A 17,017-nucleotide genomic window follows, 5' to 3' on the forward strand; every position below is an offset into this window, starting at 1 on the left:
GCCCCGACGTGGTGAATTGGTCATTCATGATGTCGGGGATCCCACAGCGAGAAGACTCCTGAGGTTCCGCCACCCGCACCGCCACGCAAAACGAGCTAGGAACACTCTGACCTCAGTTGACGCCGTTGTCGCGGGCCTTGGCGCGGGAGCGCTCGCGGGCGCGGGTCGTGCTGTCCAGGACCATCTTGCGCACCCGGATCGCCGACGGGCCGACCTCGACGCACTCGTCACCGGAGCAGAACTCCAGCGCCTCCTCCAGCGCGAGCGTGCGCGGCTTGGCCAGCCGCTCCAGCTCGTCCGCGGTGGAGGACCGCATGTTGGTGAGCTTCTTCTCCTTGGTGATGTTCACGTCGAGGTCCTCGGCGCGCGGGTTCTCCCCGACCACCATGCCCTCGTAGACCTCGTTGCCCGGCTCCACGAAGAAGCTGCCGCGGTCGGCCAGCTGGATCAGCGCGTAGGTGGTCGCCGAGCCCGCCCGGTCGGCCACCAGCGAGCCGGTGTGCCGGGTGCGCAGCTCGCCCACCCACGGGAAGTAGCCCTCGAAGACGTGGTTGGCGATGCCGGTGCCGCGGGTCTCGGTGAGGAACTCGGTGCGGAACCCGATCAGGCCGCGGGCCGGGACCACGTACTCCAGCTTGATGCGGCCGGTGCCGTGCCCGTCCATGGTCTCCATCCGGCCCTTGCGCCCGGCCAGCAGCTGGGTGACCGCGCCGAGGTGCTCCTCGGGGGAGTCGATGGTCAGCCGCTCGAACGGCTCGCACAGCTGGCCGTCGATGGTCCGGGTGACCACCTGCGGCTTGCCGACGGTGAGCTCGAAGCCCTCCCGGCGCATGGTCTCCACCAGGATCGCCAGCGCCAGCTCGCCGCGGCCCTGCACCTCCCAGGCGTCCGGCCGCTCGGTGGGCAGCACCTTCATGCTGACGTTGCCGATCAGCTCGGCGTCCAGCCGGTTCTTGACCTGCCGCGCGGTGACCTTGGTGCCGCCGTTGCGGCCGGTCAGCGGCGAGGTGTTGACGCCGATGGTCATCGAGATCGCCGGGTCGTCGACGGTGATCCGGGGTAGCGGCGCCGGGGCGTCGGGGTCGGCGAGGGTGTCGCCGATGGTGATGTCCGGGATACCGGCGATGGCGACCAGGTCGCCCGCGGACGCCTCGTTGCACGGCACCCGGTCGAGGTTCTCGGTGATCAGCAGCTCGGTCAGCCGGACCTTCTCGACGGTGCCGTCGGCGCGACACCAGCCGACGGTCTGGCCCTTGCGCAAGGTGCCGGAGTGGATCCGGCACAGCGCGATCCGGCCGAGGAAGGAGGACGCGTCGAGGTTCGTCACCAACGCGCGCAACGGGGACTCGGCGTCCGCGATCGGCGCGGGCACGTGCTTGAGCAGCACCTCGAACAGCGCGGTGAGGTCTTCCTCGTCGGGCAGCTCGCCGTCCACCGGCTGGGCCAGCGACGCCCGGCCGGCGCGCGCGGAGGCGTACACGACCGGCAGGTCCAGGATCGCCTCCATGTCGAGCTCGACCTCGCCGTCGAGCTCGCTGGCCAGTTCCAGCAGCAGGTCGTGGGCCTCCTCGACGACCTCGGCGCAGCGGGCGTCCGGGCGGTCGACCTTGTTCACGACCAAGACCACCGGCAGCCCGGCGGCCAGCGTCTTGCGCAGCACGAACCGGGTCTGCGGCAGCGGGCCCTCGCTGGCGTCCACCAGCAGCAGCACCCCGTCCACCATCGACAGGGCGCGCTCGACCTCGCCGCCGAAGTCGGCGTGGCCGGGGGTGTCCACCACGTTGATGGTCACCGGGCCGGCGTCGGTCTCCCGGCGGACCGCGGTGTTCTTCGCGAGGATCGTGATGCCCTTCTCGCGCTCCAGGTCGTTGGAGTCCATCACGCGGTCGACGAGCTCGGCGCGCTCGGAGAAGGCGCCGGACTGCCGCAGCATGGCATCAACCAGGGTGGTCTTGCCGTGGTCGACGTGGGCAACGATGGCGACGTTGCGCAGATCACTGCGAATGGGGGCGGCGACGCTGGTGGCGGACACGCGGGTACTCCTGGATCGGCGCAGATGGGCGCGGCGGGGTTCGTCGACTTGGTCCGGGTGCGGGACGATCCGCAAGGCACCGTGCCGCGGCTCCACTGCGCCGCAGCTGCGGAGCTGATCGGGCGCCACCACCCCAGGGCGGAGGCGCGCACGTCGACGCGCGGCTCGTCCCAGGGTAGTGCAACCTCATGCGGGACCGGGCGTCGCGTGCTCAGCGCAACACCCGGGACCGGTTCCCAACATCAAGTTCGCAATCCGAGGTTAGGTTCGCCTAGCCTGTGCCCATCCCTGTCTCGGCACCGAAAGAACAAACCGTGGGCAAAGGCACCATCAAGGTCAAGAAGAAATGCTGTCGGTCGCGACCGCCGTGCAAGAGCTGCCCAATCGTGGTACTGCGCGACCTGCTGCGCGAGACCAAGGCCGCAGAGGTCAAGAAAGCGCAAAAGAAGGTCAAGAAAGCGGCAAAGAAGAAATAGCGCGAATTGATCTGGCCGCGGCACCCGCCGCGGTTGCGAGGTGGTCCCGGGGCTACTTGTGGGCGGTCGTGGACAGCGGGTCGGCGTACTTCGCCAACTCGGGGATCGTCCGCAGCGCAGTGAACTCGATGACCTCGTAGCGAACCAGTTTGTGCAGCGCGAACGGGTCCGTCGCGAGGATCGCGTCGAGCCTGCCGCGGGACATCGCCCTGGCGATGATCACCCCGCCACTGCGCGGGTGGCGGTGGCCGGCGGCGATGAAGTCACCGGCATCGTAATGCTGGGTTACCCATTCGTAGTGATCTACCAGTTGGCCGTCGATATCCGATTCTGGCGCGGTGTATTGCAGCAGCACTACAAACATTCTTTCACGGTAGCCCTTCCACTTGACCGCTGCCGATCACCAAGCGGTAACATTGCGGCGTGCGCGCAATGTTGAACATGTGGTGGGCCGTCCGAGGGCGGCCCAGCATCGTCGTGCACTGACACGCAGACCATCGGCCGCCCCTCCGGGCGGCCGAGCGGTGCGAGGTCGATCCCGGTGGCAGCGGCCCAGGACCACAGGAGAGACCAATGACCCGCTTGTCCGGGATCACCCCGTCCGGCCACGTCCAGCTGGGCAACTACCTCGGCGCCGTGCGGCGGTGGGCCGCCGAGCGCGAACCCGCGGACCTGTTCTTCGTCTCCGACCTGCACGCCATGACCACGTCGCACCGGCCGCAGCGGCTGCGCGCGCTCACCCGCGAGCAGTTCGCGGTGCTGCTCGCGGCGGGCATCGACCCGGATTCGCTGTTCGTGCAGTCGGATCTGGCCGGCGAGCTGGGGACGCTGAACTGGATCCTGGAATGCACCTGCTCCTACGGCGAAGCCGCCCGGATGGTCCAGTTCAAGGAGCGGGGCGCCGGGCAGGAGTCGGCGCGGGTGGGCCTGCTGACCTACCCGGTGCTGATGGCCGCCGACATCCTGCTGCAGGGCGCCACCGAGGTGCCGGTCGGCAGCGACCAGGACCAGCACGTCGAGCTGGCGCGCACGCTCGCCCGCCGGTTCAACGCCAACTACGGCGACGTGTTCGCCGTCCCGGAGGCCGTGGTGCCCAAGACTGCGGCGCGGATCCGGGACCTCGCCGACCCGGCGCGCAAGATGGAGAAGTCCAACCAGCAGTCCCCCGGCGTCGTCTTCGTGCTCGACGAGCCCGACGCGATCCGCCGCAAGTTCCGCCGCGCGGTCACCGACGGCCTCGACGAGGTGCGGTACGACCCGGACGGCCGGCCCGGGGTGGCGAACCTCCTGGAGATCCTCGCCGCCTGCAACGACACGAGCCCTTACACCGCAACGGAATCGGCGAGCACCTACGCGGAGCTCAAGGAGGCGGTGGCCGACGCCGTGATCGAGGAGCTGCGACCGGTGCGCGAACGCGCCCGGGAGCTGCTGGACGACGCGGCGGAGCTGGACCGCATCCGAGCGCACGGGGCGAAGCGGGCGAGCGAGCGGGCGCAGCCGCGGCTGCAGGCCGCGTTGCGCGTGACCGGCCTGCGCTGACCCGCCAGAGCACGGGTGCCCGCGACCTGGCCGCGGGCACCCGTGCCACCTGCGCATTCGTTCACCAGTTCGAGTGGATCACCTGGCGAACAGCCGATCAGTATCGGCAGCCTGGACCCATGGGTACTGTGATGGAAGGCAACACCGCTTTCTTGGTCGAGAGGAGCGCCGCCGTGGCTGCACCATCGTTCGACCCGCTCGTCGACCTGGACGGCCTGTGGACGCCCGAGCTCGCCGAAAGGTACCTACCGATCCCGGGAATGCCCCCGGTCAAGTACGAGTGCCTGGACGGGAAGCTGATCATGAGCCCGCGCGAGGGAACGGCCAACATGTTCGCCGTGTGGACACTGGGGAAATACCTGGAGCCCACAGCAGCCAAGAGCGGGAACCGCTTCTACCTGACGGTCAACGTCCTGCTCGACGTGAAGAAGTGGATCGAACCGGACTTCGTCGTGCTGAAGCAGTCCGGCCAGGGGCGTGTCTGGATCCCTCACGAGGACGTGCTGCTCGCCGGCGAATGCGTGTCGCCTTCAAGCAAGGAGAACGACCGCGTCAACAAGCCCGCCAGGTGCGCCGAGGTCGGCATCCCCTACTTCATGCGTGTTGAAGTGAATTACTCGGACGGCCGTGTGAATGTTGAACTGCTGCGGCTGCAGGACGGCAAGTACCGACCACAGGCCAGAGGGTCCGAAGTCGAGATCTTCGAAACGGAGCTGCCGTTCCCGCTGTCGTTCGACCCAGCCGAGCTGCTGGAGCCCTGACTAGGTTCCGGTCAGCAGGTTTCGGAGGGAGTGGACGAGGACCCGGTCGGCGTCGAGCCAGTCGAGCGCGGCCAGTTCGTCCGCCTCCACCCAGCGGACTTCGCTGTGCTCCACGGCTTTCGGGGTCGCCGTCGGGTCGGCGAGTTCGGCCGCGTGGATGCGCAGGAGCATGCCGTTGCTGAGCGGGACGTCCGTGCCGACGCGGCCGGTCGGGCGGACTTCGACGGCGAGCTCTTCCTGGCATTCCCGGACGACCGCGGCGGATTCGTCCTCGCCCGGCTCGACCCGGCCGCCGGGCAGCTCCCAGCGGCCCGCGTCCGGGGCGGGGTAGCTGCGCTGCTGCGCCAGCAATCGTCCCTTGTGGACGATTGCGGTGCCGACGACGATCGGCCGGGTCGCCCAGGATTCGGCGAGCTCCCGTACGGCGGCGATGCGCGTGGCCAGCACGTCCAGCACGAACCGGCGCACGACGGCGACGTCGACGAGCCGCCCCAGCGGGCCGAACGGCGTCGTCCAGTGCACCGAGTCGGTGAGCAGCGTCCGGGGGCCGACCTCGGCGAGCACCGTCTCGTGGCGCAACTCCGGCAGCGGGCCGGAGATCAGCACGGAACTCATCGCGTCGGCATCGGCGCGCACGACTCGAGTGGTCAGATCGACGGGAAGGCGGGCGATCTTGGTGTGGAAGACGATCTCATCGCCGGGCACGAGCAACGCGGCCGGACGGGTGGCGGCGCGGCCGCTGACGCCCAGGGCCGCGAGGCCGACCTCGGCGGTCCGGGTGTGCCGCAGGGCGGCCCCCACCGTGGCCACCGGCGCCTCGATCAGTCCCGTGCTCCGCAAAACCGACACGTGCAGACATCTTGCCCCACCCGGTCGGGTCAACCACCACCGCCTGGCCGGAGGCCGTGCAGTCCCGGAGCACTACGGGCTCGACCGCTTCGCAGCGGTATCCAGGTCTCCCCGATCGGCACCGTCGCGCGGGGCGTCCGCCCAGCTGTCGGCCGCGTACCGCGGCCAGCGCGCCACGACGCGAGCGCCGCCGTCCGGCGACTCCGCGGCGCGGACCGTTCCGCCGCGACGGCGCACCGCCTCGGCCGCGAGGGCGAGGCCGAGCCCGGCTCCGCCAGTGCTGCGCGCCCGGTCCGATTCGACCCGGTGGAACCGGTCGAACACCCGCTCGCGGTGCTCGACCGGGATCCCGGGGCCGTCGTCGTCCACCACCAACCGCACCCAGCCCACCCCGGAGGAGCCCATGCCATCAGCGAAAACGGAGACCCGCACCAAGGTGCGCGTGTAGCGCAGCGCGTTGCCGACGATGTTGTCGAGCACCGTCGACAGCTCCGCCGGATCGGCGAGGACCAGCACCGGCCGGGCCGGGACCTCGACCTCGATCCGCGGCCCGAGGCCGGGCGAGCCCGGCAGCTCTAGCCGGTTGGCGGCGGCCCGCACCGCCGTGCCGATGTCGACCGGCTGTCCCGGGGCGACCGCGCCGCGCTCGGCCCTCGCCAACGAGAGCAGGCTCTCCACCAGCACCGACAGGCGCTGCGCCTCGTGCGCGATGTCCTGCAGGGTCTCATGGGCCAGCTCCGGGTCCGGGTGCATCACGGCGACCTCGGCCTGAGCTCGGATCGACGCGACCGGGTTGCGCAGCTCGTGCGCGGCGTCGCCGGTGAACCGCCGCAGCCGTTCCGTGTCGGCGTCGCGGCGGGCGAGCATCGTGTTGAGCTCCTCGGCGAGGGCGCGGATCTCGTCGACGGCCTCGGGCACCGGCAGCCGCTCACCCTCGGGGAGCCCGGCGGCGGCGATCCGCATCCGTTCGACCGGGCGCAGCGAGCGGCGCACCACGAGCCAGGTGGCGAGCCCGACGAGCGCGGCGGCGAAGATCGAGCCGAAGCCGAGCAGTCGGCCGGTCTTGCCCGCGGTGTCGGTGAACCCGACCAGTCGCGCCCCTGTCGCGACGAGCAGCGGACGGCCGGCCGGATCGGGGACGACGACGCCGCGCCACCGGTGCAGTTCGGCAGGCGGCTCGAAGTCGATCACGCCGTCGCCGGCGCGCAGCTCGTCGATCTGCCAGCCCTGCAGGCCCGACTCGGGCAGTCCGTCCAGCGGCATGCCCGAGGTGTCCAGCACCCGGATGTCGGGAGCGCCGACGGCGGTAGGCGAGGCGCCGGCGGCGAGCCGGTTCGCGGTCGCGGTGGCGGTGCGCTGCAGGTCGGCGTCGACCGAGTCCATCAGCAGCCAGCTGACGACACCGGTGCTCACGTGCGCGACCACGCCGAGCCCGATCACAGCCACGACGGCGGCCACCACGCTGGTGCGGAACTGGATGGTGCGGCGGTGCCACCACCTGCGCAGGCGCAGCATCATGCGGGCTCGGCGCAGACCCGGTAGCCCTGGCCGCGCACGGTCTGCACCAGCTCCCCGGCGCCGGCCGCGGCGAGCTTGCGGCGCAGGTAACCGACGTAGACCTCGACGACGTTGCGGGTGACGAACTGCTCCTCGCCCCAGACCATGCGCAGCAGGTCGTCCTTGGGCACCACGGCCTCCGGGTGGCTGGCCAGCGCGACCAGCAGGCCGTACTCCCTCGGCGACAGGGCGATCGACTCGCCCGCCCAGCGCACCTCGCGGGCGGCGCGGTCGATCTCCAGATCGCCGACCCGCAGGCTCACCTGCCGCCCGGCGGTTTCGCGCCGCCGCAGCAACGCGCGCACCTGCGCGACCAGCACCAGGAAGGAGAAGGGTTTGACCAGGTAACCGTCCGCGCCGAGATCGAGCCCGTCGGCCTGGTCGACCTCGCCGTTCTTCGCGGAGATCAACAGCACCGGGGTGGTCACGTCGTCGGCGCGCATCCGCTCCAGCACCCGGTAACCGGACAGCCCGGGCAGCATCACGTCCAGCACGACGACGTCGAAGGCACCGGTCAGGCCCAGGCGGAGGGCATCGATGCCGTCGGCCGCGACGGTCACGTCCATGCCCTCGGCGGAAAGCCCGCGGCGCAGCGCGGCACGAACTCCCGGCTCGTCGTCCACCACCAACACCCGCGGCACCATGGCCCAAGCATGCCGATCCGCCGGCCGCGGCGGCAGGGAAATCTCAGTCCGTTCTCAGCTGCGAGCTTCTTTCTCAGGTGGATCTCAGCCTCGGACCGACTCCGGGCGCCGCTGCCGGTCTCCCGAGCGGTCGCGGCCGACTGCACGCCGAAGCCGACAAAACGAACCGATCGCGGAAGCCAAATCGGCCGGAATGGCTGGAAAGACCGGTTCCCGCGATCACCGCTCGGATGCGATCGGACGCACCGGGTGACGGGCCGGGCCCGGCGCATTGTGATGCTGGTCGCCATCCGGCCGGACGGCTAACGCCAGGATGACTGCCTGCGAAAAACGTCGCCCCCAGCGTCCCGGAGGCGCGTTCCGGGACTGCCCGACACCGGCGAAACCCATGGCCAAGCGCGGTTCAACGACATGATCAAGCGTTGCGAAAGTAGCAAGAGACAGCAACGTTTGGACCGTCACCGATGACCCGGGCCTTGACATATCGACCCAGTACATGGCGGCTTGACAGCCTCCACCGCGTCGGCAAAGGTCGATGCGATCGATTGACTGATCAATCAGTCATAGGTCGAAACGCAACGCCAGCGGGGCGCTGTCGAGAGGCTCCAGCGCCGCCCCAGCGGCCGCATCACCGGCGCCCGTACGCGCCGACGGGTGCCGCGCCCCGCGAGACACAGGAGGTTCCGCCGGATGCCGAGCAGAGGACGGTCGAACGCCGGCCCCAGTCGTCGCGACTTCCTCCGGTACGTCGCGGTGGGTGCCGGCGCAGTGGGCGCGGGCGCCGTCGTCAGCGGGTGCGCCGGTGGCGCGGTCCGGAAGGCCCCGATCCCGTCCGGGCCGCCGCAGTACGGCGGACGGCTGCGGGTCGGCATCGTCGGCGGGTCCAGCAAGGACACCCTGGACGCGCACGCCACCGTGACCCACCCGGACCAGGCACGCATCTTCCAGCTCTACGACACGCTGCTCAGGTTCGACTCCGACTACCAGATCCAGCCGGCGCTGGCCGAGTCCGTCGAGTCCGATCCGCAGGCGCTGACCTGGACCATCCGGCTGCGCGAGGGCGTCGAGTTCCACAACGGCAAGACCCTCGCCGCCGAGGACGTGATCCACACCCTCCGCCGGATCGCCGACCCGGCGGACCCGAAGAACGGCGCCGTGGGGCTGAGCTCGCTGGACCTCAACGCCATGCAGGCGCTGGACCAGCGCACCGTCCGGCTGACGCTGTCCCGCCCGGACGTCACGCTGCCCGACCAGTTCGCCGAGTACGCCAACGGCATCGTCCCGGTCGGCTACGACCCGAACCGGCCGGTCGGCTGCGGCCCGTTCGCCTACGACTCCTTCGAGCCCGGCCAGCAGAGCCTGTTCACCAAGAACCGCAACTACTGGCGCGACGGCGAGCCGTACGTGGACGAGGTCGTGATCATCGACTTCCCGGACGACACGGCCCGGATCAACGCGCTGCTCGGCGGCCAGGTCGACGCCATCGACCAGGTGCCGCTGGGGCTGCTGCGGGTGCTCGACGCCGACCCGAACCTCCGGCTGCTGGAATCGCAGACCGGCTCGTGGGTGCCGTTCACCATGCGGGTGGACCGGCCGCCGTTCGACGACGTCCGGGTGCGGCAGGCGTTCCGGCTCGTCGTGGACCGCGAGCAGATGATCAAGCAGGTGCTCGGCGGCCACGGCACGATCGGCAACGACATCTACTCACCGGCGGATCCGCTGTACAACTCGGCGTTGCCGCAACGCGGCCGCGATGTGGCCAAGGCCCGCCAGCTGCTGCGCGAGGCGGGCCGGGAGAACCTGACCGTGGAGCTGGTGACGTCGCCGGTCGCGGCCGGTGTGGTGGAGGCCGCTCAGGTGTTCGCCCAGCAGGCCGCCGACGCCGGGATCACCGTCAACATCCGCCGGGTCGATTCCGGCGAGTTCTTCGGCGACATGTACCTGTCCTGGGACTTCGCGCAGGACTACTGGTTCACCCGGAACTTCCTGGCCCAGGCGGGTTCCGGCAGCCTCCCCGACTCGCCGTACAACGAGACCCACTGGAACCACCCGGAGTTCAACGATCTGGTGTACCAGGCGCGGGCCACCACCGATCCGGCGCGCCGCAAGGAGCTCGTCGCGCGCGCCCAGCAGATCGAGTGGGAGAGCGGCGGATACATCGTCTGGGGCTTCCCGAACCAGCTGGACGCGCACAGCGTCCGGGTCGTCGGGCTCGAACCGGACAAGAGCGGCGCACCGTTGAACTCCTACGGTTTCCGCCACGCGTGGCTGGCGAAGTGAGGGCGGACCGATGACTCGAATGCTGGTCAAGCGAATCCTGCTGGGCGTGGTGATCCTGTGGGCCGTGTCGGTGGTGGTCTTCCTCGCCACCCAGGCACTGCCCGGGGACGCCGCCCGCGCCATCCTCGGCCGCGAGGCGACTCCGGAGCGGCTGGCCGCCCTGCGCGCGCAGCTGCACCTCGACGAGCCGATGTGGGTGCAGTACTTCTCGTGGCTGGGCAACATCTTCCGGCTCGACCTCGGCACGTCCTACGCCAACGGCATGCCGGTGGCCGAGCTGCTGGGCTCGCGGCTGAACAACTCGCTGGCGCTGATGCTGTGCGCCACGGTGATCAGCGTGCCGCTGTCCATCCTGGTCGGCACCTACAGCGCGCTGCGCCGCGACAAGGCGTTCGACCACGCGACCTCAGTGGTCAGCCTGGTGCTGGCCTCGTTGCCGGAGTTCGTGGTCGGCATCGTGCTGGTGCTGGTCTTCTCCACCGGGCTGCTCAACCTGCTGCCCGCGGTGTACGTCATGACCGGCACGGGTTCGGCCTGGAGCGATCCGACGCAGCTGGTGCTGCCGACGCTGACGATGGTGCTCGCGGTTTCGCCGTACATCGTGCGCATCATGCGGGCGACCATGATCGAGGTGCTCGAGAGCGAGTTCGTGCAGCAGGCCCGGTTGAAGGGGCTCCCGGAGCGCACCGTGATCCTGCGGCACGCGCTGCCGAACTCGATCGGCCCGGTGGCGCAGGTGATCGCGCTGCAGCTGGCGTGGCTGGCCGGTGGCGTGGTCATCGTCGAGTTCCTATTCCGCTTCCCCGGTATCGGGTTCGCGCTGGTGGACGCGGTGAACAACCGCGACCTGCCGGTGGTGCAGACGCTGACCCTGGCCATCGCCGCCGTGTACATCGTCGTGAACCTGCTGGCCGATGTGGTGAGTCTGGCCGCCAATCCGAAGGTGAGGTCCGCCGCGCGATGACCACGACTGCGCAGACCGAGGAAACCCGAGCGACTCCCGCCCCGCCCGTGCCGCGCGCGGTCGGCGTGTGGCGAGCGGCGCTGCGCCTGCCGCGCGCCAAGATCGGCTTGACGCTGTCGATCCTGGTGGTGCTGACCGCGATCGTCGGGCCGCTGCTCGCGCCGCACGGTGCCACCGAGTTCGTGGACACGCCGTTCTCCGATCCGACGGCGAGCTCGTGGTTCGGCACCGACAACCTGGGCCGCGACGTGCTCACCCGGTTCCTCCACGGTGGACAGACGCTGGCGGTGCTGGCGGTGCTGGCCACGCTGCTCGGCGTCGGGCTCGGCTCGCTGCTGGGCATGTACGCCGGCTACCGGCGCGGCTGGCTGGACGAGGTGCTGATGCGCTTCGGCGACATCGCGCTGGCCTTCCCGCAGGTGGTGCTGGCGCTGCTGTTCGTCAGCGTCGTCGGCCCGGAGCTGTGGTTGCTGGTGCTGGTCGTCGGCGGCAGCCACCTGCCGCGGGTGATGCGCGTGGTGCGGGCGGCGACGCTTTCGGTCGCCGAGCGCGACTTCGTCAAGTCGGCGGAGGCGATCGGGCTGTCCCGGGTTCGCATCCTGCTCGGCGAGATCCTGCCGAACGTCACCGGCACCGTGCTGGTGGAGCTCGGGCTGCGGCTGAACTACTCGATCGGCCTGGTCGCCGGGCTGAGCTTCCTCGGCCTGGGACTGCAACCGCCGACGGCCGACTGGGGCCTGATGATCAACGAGAACCGGATCGCGCTGACGGTGCAGCCGTGGGCGGTGGCGCTGCCGGTGATCGCCATCGCGGTGCTGACGATCGGCACCAACCTGGTGGCGGACGGCCTGGCGCGCTCGGTCGCGGGCGTCGACCGGGGAATCGAGAAGGCCCGCTGATGCCACCGCAGACCAGTGATCCGAAATTTCCATTGAAATCGAAGGTCCAATTTCCCTTGAAGTTGCGGGAGATCCCGGACCTCGACCTGCCGATGACCCGTTGGGGGTGCCGATGACCGCCGCTGCTCTGGACGCCGCCGGACTGGAGATCCGGGGTGTGCCCTCGGAAGCCGCCATCGTCGCCGACGTCACCTTCACCCTGGCGCCGGGCGAGATCCTCGGCCTGATCGGTGAATCCGGTTCCGGGAAGACCACGCTCGGCCTGGCGATGCTGCGCTACTGCAAGCGCGGCACCCGAATCGCCAACGGCCGCATCCGCCTCGGCGACACCGACCTCACCGCGCTGCCGCCGAAGCGAGCGGCCGCGCTGCGCGGCCGCCGGGTCGCGTACATCCCGCAGTCGCCGGGCTCGGCGCTGAACCCCGCGCTGCGCCTGCACACGCAGCTCGCGGAGGGCGTGCACGACGTCTCTGGCGAGGCGGCGAAGCGCCGGATCAAGCAGGTGCTGACCGAGGTCGCGCTGCCCGATGACGACGAGTTCCTGAGCCGCTACCCGCACCAGCTCTCCGGCGGTCAGCAGCAGCGCATCGCGATCGCGATGGCCTTCGTCGGCCGCCCGGAGGTCGTGGTGCTGGACGAGCCGACCACGGGCCTGGACGTGACCACCCAGAAGCGGGTGCTGACCACGATCCGCGAGATGTGCGAGCGGCACGGGACGGCGGGCGTGTACATCTCGCACGACATGGCGGTGGTCGCCGAGCTGGCCGATCGCATCGCGGTGATGTACTCGGGCCGGATCGTGGAGACCGGCGCGACGGCCGAGGTGCTGAACGAGCCGCGCCACCACTACACGGCGGGCCTGGTGCTCGCGGTGCCGGACCTGGACGGCGAGCGGGCGATGCAGGCCATCGACGGCCAGGCGCCGTCGCCGCTGAACCGCCCGGGCGGCTGCGCGTTCGCGCCGCGCTGCGCCGCCGCGACCGACGAGTGCCGCGCCGAGGTTCCGCCGGTGCAGGAGGTCTCCCCCGGACACGAAATCCGCTGCCTGCAGCCGCGTTCCGGGCGTCTCATGGCGCCGGCTCGCAAGTCGGAATCCGTCCCGGCCGAGGCGGAACCGGTTCTCGAGGTCCGCAACATCCGGGCCTGGTACACCGATTCCCCGGTGTTGCAAGACGTTTCGCTGAGCGTGTCGCCGGGTTCCTGCCTCGCGCTGCTGGGTGAGTCGGGCAGCGGCAAGACCACGCTCTCGCGCTGCCTGGCCGGCCTGCACCCGAAGCACGAAGGTTCGGTGCTGCTGCAGGGCAAGGAGCTGGCGGCCGGCAGCGGCAAGCGCACCCGCGAGCAGCGACGACAGGTGCAGTACGTGTTCCAGAACCCGTACGAGTCGCTGAACCCGCGACGCCGGGTTCGCGACCTGGTGGCGCAGCCGATCTCGGTGCTCGGCGGGGATTCCGGCGGCAAGAGCACGTCGGAGCGGGTCATCGAGGCGCTGGAGCTCGCCGCGCTGCGGCCGGACATCGCCGAGCGCTACCCCGACCAGCTCAGCGGCGGCGAGCGGCAGCGGGTGGCGATCGCCCGTGCCCTGGTCACCCGGCCCGAGGTGCTGATCTGCGACGAGATCACCTCCGCGCTGGACGTCTCGGTGCAGTCGGCGATCGTCGACCTGCTCCGGGACCTGCGGGAGAAGATGGGGCTGGCGCTGGTGTTCGTCACGCACAACATCGCGCTGGTGCGCAACATCGCGCAGCGGGTCGCGATCCTGCAGGACGGGCGCATCGTCGAGCAGGCGCCGGCGGAGGAGCTGTTCACCGCGCCGCAGCACGACTACACCCGGTCGCTGCTGAGCGACGCGCCCAACTTCCAGCTGGAGGCGAAGAACTGATGTCCGTGGCAGCGGGTTTCGAGCGGGTTGCCGAGGAGTTCGCCGAGGTGGTGGCGGCCGATGCGGCGGGCGCGGCGTTCGCCGTCTTCCGCGGCGGCGAGCAGATCCTCGATCTGCAGGCCGGGCACCGCGACCAGGCGGCCACCGAGCCGATGACGACCGACACCCTGATGCCGGTGTTCTCCGGCACCAAGGGCATCGTCGCCACCGGCGTCGCCCTGATGGTCGACGGCGGCGCGCTCGACCCGGACGCGCCGGTGGTCCGGTACTGGCCGGAGTTCGGCGCGGCGGGCAAGCAGGACGTCCTGGTCCGGCAGCTGCTCTCGCACTCGGCGGGGTTGCCGTACCCGGCGAAGCCGGTCACCCGCGAGGCGGCGATGGACAACCGGGCGATGGCCGAGCTGCTGGCCGCGCAGGCTCCACTGTGGCCGGTCGGGACGACCACCGCCTACCACGCGCTGACCTTCGGCTGGCTGGCGGCGGAGCTGATCCGGCGGGTCGACGGGCGGGAGGTCGGCGAGTACCTGCGCGCCGAGGTCGCGGAGCGGGTTCCGGCCGACTTCTGGCTGGGGCTGCCCGAGTCCGAGTGGCCGCGCGCCGGGCGGCGCTGGCGGGCGGCCGACTACCAGGTGGCGAACCGGCTGAACACGCCGGAGGCCCTGGCCTACCGCGACAAGGTCTACGGGAATCCGCCCACGCTGTTGGGCGACGACGCGCCCTGGAACACCCCGGCGTGGTGGGTCGGCGGCAGCCCGGGCGGCGGCGCGATGGCGTCCGCTCGCGGCATGGCCGCGGTGTACTCGGCGCTGGTGACCGGCGAGCTCGTCGGCGACCGGACGCTCGACCGGATCCGCCGGGAGGAGAGCCGGGGCACCGACCCGGGCACCGGCCGGCCGCTGGCCTTCGGCCTGGGCTACGAGCTGCAGGACTCGATCGAGACCTACGGCCCGGAGGCCACCGGGTTCGGCCACAGCGGGGCGGGCGGTTCGCTGTTCGGCTGCTGGCCGCGGCTGGGCGTGGCGTTCGCCTTCAGCCCGTGCCTGATGCGAACGGAAGGCTTCGACAACCGTTCGCACCGCCTCCTGACCGCGCTGCACTCCTGCCTGTAGGGGCAGCAGGCGGCATCGCCACTTTCGAGGACAGTTCCGCAGCAGCCGTTCCCACAGCTCGACCGGCTAAATCGGTTGGCCGGGCCGATACGCTCGGGGCATGGAGTTCGAGGTGGACGATTCACGGGCCAGGGTCGATCGCGACGCGGTGTGGGAATTCCTTTCCACTCAGGCGTATTGGGGCCAGTGGCGCAAGCGGGAGGATCTCGACAAGCAGATCGACCTGGCCTGGCGCGTCGTCGGCGCCTACCGGAAGCCGGACGGCGGCCTGATCGGTTTCGCACGAGCGTTCTCCGACGGGGTGGGCATGGCGTACCTGGCCGACGTGTTCGTCCTCCCGGAGGCGCGCGGTCACGGCATCGGCAAGGCCCTGGTGCAGGGCATGATCGAGGACGGCCCGGGCCGCGACTTCCGCTGGATGCTGCACACCGACGACGCGCACGGCCTCTACCGCGGCTACGGCTTCACCGATCCGGACAGCACCTACTTGGAGCGTCCGCGACGCGTCCCGTGAGCGGCGCCGGGTGGAGGTCGGCGCGCCGAACCTCCACCATGTCGGTATGACGGAACTGCTCACCGATAACCAGGTCTCCGAAGCGCTCCAGCACCTGCCGGAGTGGACCCAGTCCGGCGTCAAGCTGACCCGCACCGTCGAGTTCGGCAACTTCCCGCAGGCGATCCAGGCGGTGAACCGGATCGCCGAGATCGCCGAGAGCGAGAACCACCACCCGGACATGGACATCCGCTGGCGCACCGTGACGTTCTACTGCACCACGCACTCGAAGGGCGGCATCACGGCCAACGACACCTCACTCGCCCAGGAGATCGACAACGTCGTGGAGCAGCTCAGGTCCTGAGCGGCTCAGCCGAGCTCCTCGGCGAGGTCGGCAGCCTCGAAGGCGCATCCCCAGGACAGCGTGACGCCGCAGCCGCCGTGGCCGTAGTTGTGGATGATCCGCGCGCCTTCGTAGTGCTCGACCTCGACCCGCACCGATTCCCGGCCGGGCCGCAGCCCGACCAGTTCCGCGAGCACTTCGGCGTCGGCCAGCCGCGGCTCCACCTCGGCGCACCGGCGCCGGATGCCCTCGCTGTCCTTGCGGCGGGGCGTGCGGCTCCAGTCCTGCTCGGCCGCGACGCCGCCGAGCACGACGCGGTCGCCGTGCGGCATGTACGAGGTGAACTCGCCGGAGTCGCTGAGCTCGATGAAGTACTCGTCGATCCCCGGGTTGCGCACCACCACGTGCTGGCCGCGCACCGGGTGGACGCCGGGGTCGCCGACGAGTTCCCGCGCGCCGACGCCGGTGCAGTTGACCACCGTCGCGGATTCGGCGACCGCCTCGGCCAGCGTCGGCACGGGGCTGAGCCGCAGGTCACCGCCGGCGTCGCGGAACCGGGCGACCAGGTGGTCGAGGTAGCGCGGCATATCGATCAGCGGCACGGTCGCGCGGTAGCCGCTGACGAACCCGTCCGGCAGTTCCTCGGGTGTGCAGCGGCGCAGGTCGGGGATCAGCCGCACCTCGGGCGGGACCGAGTCGCCGAGGTCGAACCGCGCCGCCATCCGTCCGGCGGTCAGGTGCACGCCGGAGTCCTCATCGCGGGCGAGCGCGGTGAACTCGGCGTGGGACCGGGTCACCCAGTACAACACCCGGTCGGCGGGCCGCAGCATCGCCGGGCCCCACATCGCGCCCGCGACCGCGGAAGTGGTGTCCTGCGGCCGGTCGGCGGTGCGGATGCGCACGCGCCGGCCCGCCTCGGCGAGGACGACCCCGGTGGTCAAGCCCTGCACGCCCGCGCCGATCACCAGCACCGGATCTGCGGTCATCTTCGACACGCTAGCAGTCAACCGGCGAACTCGACGGCCTCGAACGCGCCCCTCGGCAGGCGGAGCACGACCGAGCCGCAAAGGTCCAGCCGCTCGAACCGGCCTCGCTCCACAGAGGACTGCCTGAGACCTGGCCACTGGTGCGGCGATCCCGTTGGCCGGTCGGCGCCGGCCGCGCCGACTCACCGGCGAAGCCAGGTTCG

General features: G+C 70.7%; 16 protein-coding genes. 10 read left to right on the plus strand and 6 right to left on the minus strand.

The features are described 5' to 3' along the window. Positions 1-112 precede the first annotated feature (112 nt). A complete protein-coding gene (gene typA / locus BLW84_RS32925; protein ID WP_093273450.1) occupies positions 113-2,032 on the minus strand; it encodes a translational GTPase TypA in 1,920 nt (639 codons plus the stop codon). A 314-nt stretch (positions 2,033-2,346) separates the two neighbouring features. Here typA and BLW84_RS47870 point away from each other — a divergent pair, with 314 nt between their 5' ends. Further along, positions 2,347-2,508 carry a hypothetical protein gene (locus tag BLW84_RS47870; RefSeq protein WP_177226821.1) on the plus strand — a complete coding sequence of 54 codons (162 nt, stop codon included), beginning with the start codon at positions 2,347-2,349 and terminating at the stop codon, positions 2,506-2,508. A 52-nt stretch (positions 2,509-2,560) separates the two neighbouring features. On the opposite strand, the gene BLW84_RS32930 is transcribed toward BLW84_RS47870, so the two are convergent. After that, on the minus strand, positions 2,561-2,872 hold the full coding sequence (locus tag BLW84_RS32930; RefSeq protein WP_093273452.1) for a YciI family protein: 312 nt from the start codon (positions 2,870-2,872) through the stop codon (positions 2,561-2,563). Between the two features lie 209 nt (positions 2,873-3,081). Here BLW84_RS32930 and trpS point away from each other — a divergent pair, with 209 nt between their 5' ends. Beyond that, entirely contained in the window at positions 3,082-4,047 is a 966-nt protein-coding gene (gene trpS / locus BLW84_RS32935; protein WP_093273454.1) for a tryptophan--tRNA ligase, read from the plus strand. Between the two features lie 131 nt (positions 4,048-4,178). Then, on the plus strand, positions 4,179-4,808 hold the full coding sequence (locus BLW84_RS32940) for a Uma2 family endonuclease (RefSeq protein ID WP_093273457.1): 630 nt from the start codon (positions 4,179-4,181) through the stop codon (positions 4,806-4,808). Here BLW84_RS32940 and BLW84_RS32945 read toward each other — a convergent pair whose 3' ends face one another. The 3 genes from BLW84_RS32945 to BLW84_RS32955 all read right to left on the minus strand — a co-directional run bounded on the left by BLW84_RS32945 (position 4,809) and on the right by BLW84_RS32955 (position 7,858). Next, a complete protein-coding gene (locus tag BLW84_RS32945) occupies positions 4,809-5,657 on the minus strand; it encodes an NUDIX domain-containing protein (protein WP_245761554.1) in 849 nt (282 codons plus the stop codon). Between the two features lie 72 nt (positions 5,658-5,729). After that, the gene (locus tag BLW84_RS32950) at positions 5,730-7,175 is read right to left on the minus strand and encodes a sensor histidine kinase (protein ID WP_093273461.1); all 1,446 of its coding nucleotides are present in this window, start codon (positions 7,173-7,175) and stop codon (positions 5,730-5,732) included. Then, complete coding sequence (locus BLW84_RS32955) at positions 7,172-7,858, minus strand: response regulator transcription factor (RefSeq protein WP_093273462.1); 687 nt, start codon at positions 7,856-7,858, stop codon at positions 7,172-7,174. The genes BLW84_RS32950 and BLW84_RS32955 overlap by 4 nt, the downstream gene beginning before the upstream one ends. A 690-nt stretch (positions 7,859-8,548) precedes the next feature. On the opposite strand from BLW84_RS32955, the gene BLW84_RS32960 reads away from it, so the two are divergent. From BLW84_RS32960 to BLW84_RS32990, 7 genes are all read left to right on the plus strand, one after another. Then, positions 8,549-10,138, plus strand: a complete 1,590-nt coding sequence (locus BLW84_RS32960) for an ABC transporter substrate-binding protein (protein ID WP_093273465.1) — start codon at positions 8,549-8,551, stop codon at positions 10,136-10,138. A 10-nt stretch (positions 10,139-10,148) separates the two neighbouring features. Further along, entirely contained in the window at positions 10,149-11,102 is a 954-nt protein-coding gene (locus BLW84_RS32965) for an ABC transporter permease (protein WP_177226822.1), read from the plus strand. Next, positions 11,099-12,001, plus strand: a complete 903-nt coding sequence (locus BLW84_RS32970) for an ABC transporter permease (RefSeq protein ID WP_093273470.1) — start codon at positions 11,099-11,101, stop codon at positions 11,999-12,001. Before BLW84_RS32965 ends, BLW84_RS32970 begins: the two co-directional genes overlap by 4 nt. Before the next feature lie 112 nt (positions 12,002-12,113). Further along, positions 12,114-13,883, plus strand: a complete 1,770-nt coding sequence (locus BLW84_RS32975; protein ID WP_093273577.1) for an ABC transporter ATP-binding protein — start codon at positions 12,114-12,116, stop codon at positions 13,881-13,883. Next, positions 13,883-14,992 (plus strand): serine hydrolase domain-containing protein, encoded by a 1,110-nt coding sequence (locus BLW84_RS32980; protein WP_093273472.1) that lies wholly within the window; start codon positions 13,883-13,885, stop codon positions 14,990-14,992. The genes BLW84_RS32975 and BLW84_RS32980 overlap by 1 nt, the downstream gene beginning before the upstream one ends. Before the next feature lie 100 nt (positions 14,993-15,092). Continuing rightward, positions 15,093-15,506: a GNAT family N-acetyltransferase gene (locus tag BLW84_RS32985; RefSeq protein ID WP_093273475.1), complete on the plus strand. Its 414-nt coding sequence runs from the start codon at positions 15,093-15,095 to the stop codon at positions 15,504-15,506. Between the two features lie 46 nt (positions 15,507-15,552). After that, positions 15,553-15,849: a 4a-hydroxytetrahydrobiopterin dehydratase gene (locus BLW84_RS32990; RefSeq protein WP_093273580.1), complete on the plus strand. Its 297-nt coding sequence runs from the start codon at positions 15,553-15,555 to the stop codon at positions 15,847-15,849. 5 nt (positions 15,850-15,854) lie between these two features. Here the strand turns inward: BLW84_RS32990 and BLW84_RS32995 are convergent, their stop codons facing one another. Next, positions 15,855-16,814: an FAD-dependent oxidoreductase gene (locus BLW84_RS32995; protein ID WP_177226823.1), complete on the minus strand. Its 960-nt coding sequence runs from the start codon at positions 16,812-16,814 to the stop codon at positions 15,855-15,857. Positions 16,815-17,017 lie beyond the last annotated feature (203 nt).

Origin of the sequence: Saccharopolyspora shandongensis (genome assembly GCF_900106995.1) — a bacterium.
GTDB classification, from domain to species: domain Bacteria; phylum Actinomycetota; class Actinomycetes; order Mycobacteriales; family Pseudonocardiaceae; genus Saccharopolyspora; species Saccharopolyspora shandongensis.

Coding starts and splice junctions, on each gene's coding strand:
- BLW84_RS32930 (WP_093273452.1), bottom strand. CDS start 2,872: ATGTTTGTAGTGCTGCTGCAATACACCGCGCCAGAATCGGATATCGAC.
- trpS (WP_093273454.1), top strand. CDS start 3,082: ATGACCCGCTTGTCCGGGATCACCCCGTCCGGCCACGTCCAGCTGGGC.
- BLW84_RS32940 (WP_093273457.1), top strand. CDS start 4,179: ATGGAAGGCAACACCGCTTTCTTGGTCGAGAGGAGCGCCGCCGTGGCT.
- BLW84_RS32950 (WP_093273461.1), bottom strand. CDS start 7,175: ATGATGCTGCGCCTGCGCAGGTGGTGGCACCGCCGCACCATCCAGTTC.
- BLW84_RS32955 (WP_093273462.1), bottom strand. CDS start 7,858: ATGGTGCCGCGGGTGTTGGTGGTGGACGACGAGCCGGGAGTTCGTGCC.
- BLW84_RS32960 (WP_093273465.1), top strand. CDS start 8,549: ATGCCGAGCAGAGGACGGTCGAACGCCGGCCCCAGTCGTCGCGACTTC.
- BLW84_RS32965 (WP_177226822.1), top strand. CDS start 10,149: ATGACTCGAATGCTGGTCAAGCGAATCCTGCTGGGCGTGGTGATCCTG.
- BLW84_RS32970 (WP_093273470.1), top strand. CDS start 11,099: ATGACCACGACTGCGCAGACCGAGGAAACCCGAGCGACTCCCGCCCCG.
- BLW84_RS32975 (WP_093273577.1), top strand. CDS start 12,114: ATGACCGCCGCTGCTCTGGACGCCGCCGGACTGGAGATCCGGGGTGTG.
- BLW84_RS32980 (WP_093273472.1), top strand. CDS start 13,883: ATGTCCGTGGCAGCGGGTTTCGAGCGGGTTGCCGAGGAGTTCGCCGAG.
- BLW84_RS32985 (WP_093273475.1), top strand. CDS start 15,093: ATGGAGTTCGAGGTGGACGATTCACGGGCCAGGGTCGATCGCGACGCG.
- BLW84_RS32990 (WP_093273580.1), top strand. CDS start 15,553: ATGACGGAACTGCTCACCGATAACCAGGTCTCCGAAGCGCTCCAGCAC.
- BLW84_RS32995 (WP_177226823.1), bottom strand. CDS start 16,814: ATGACCGCAGATCCGGTGCTGGTGATCGGCGCGGGCGTGCAGGGCTTG.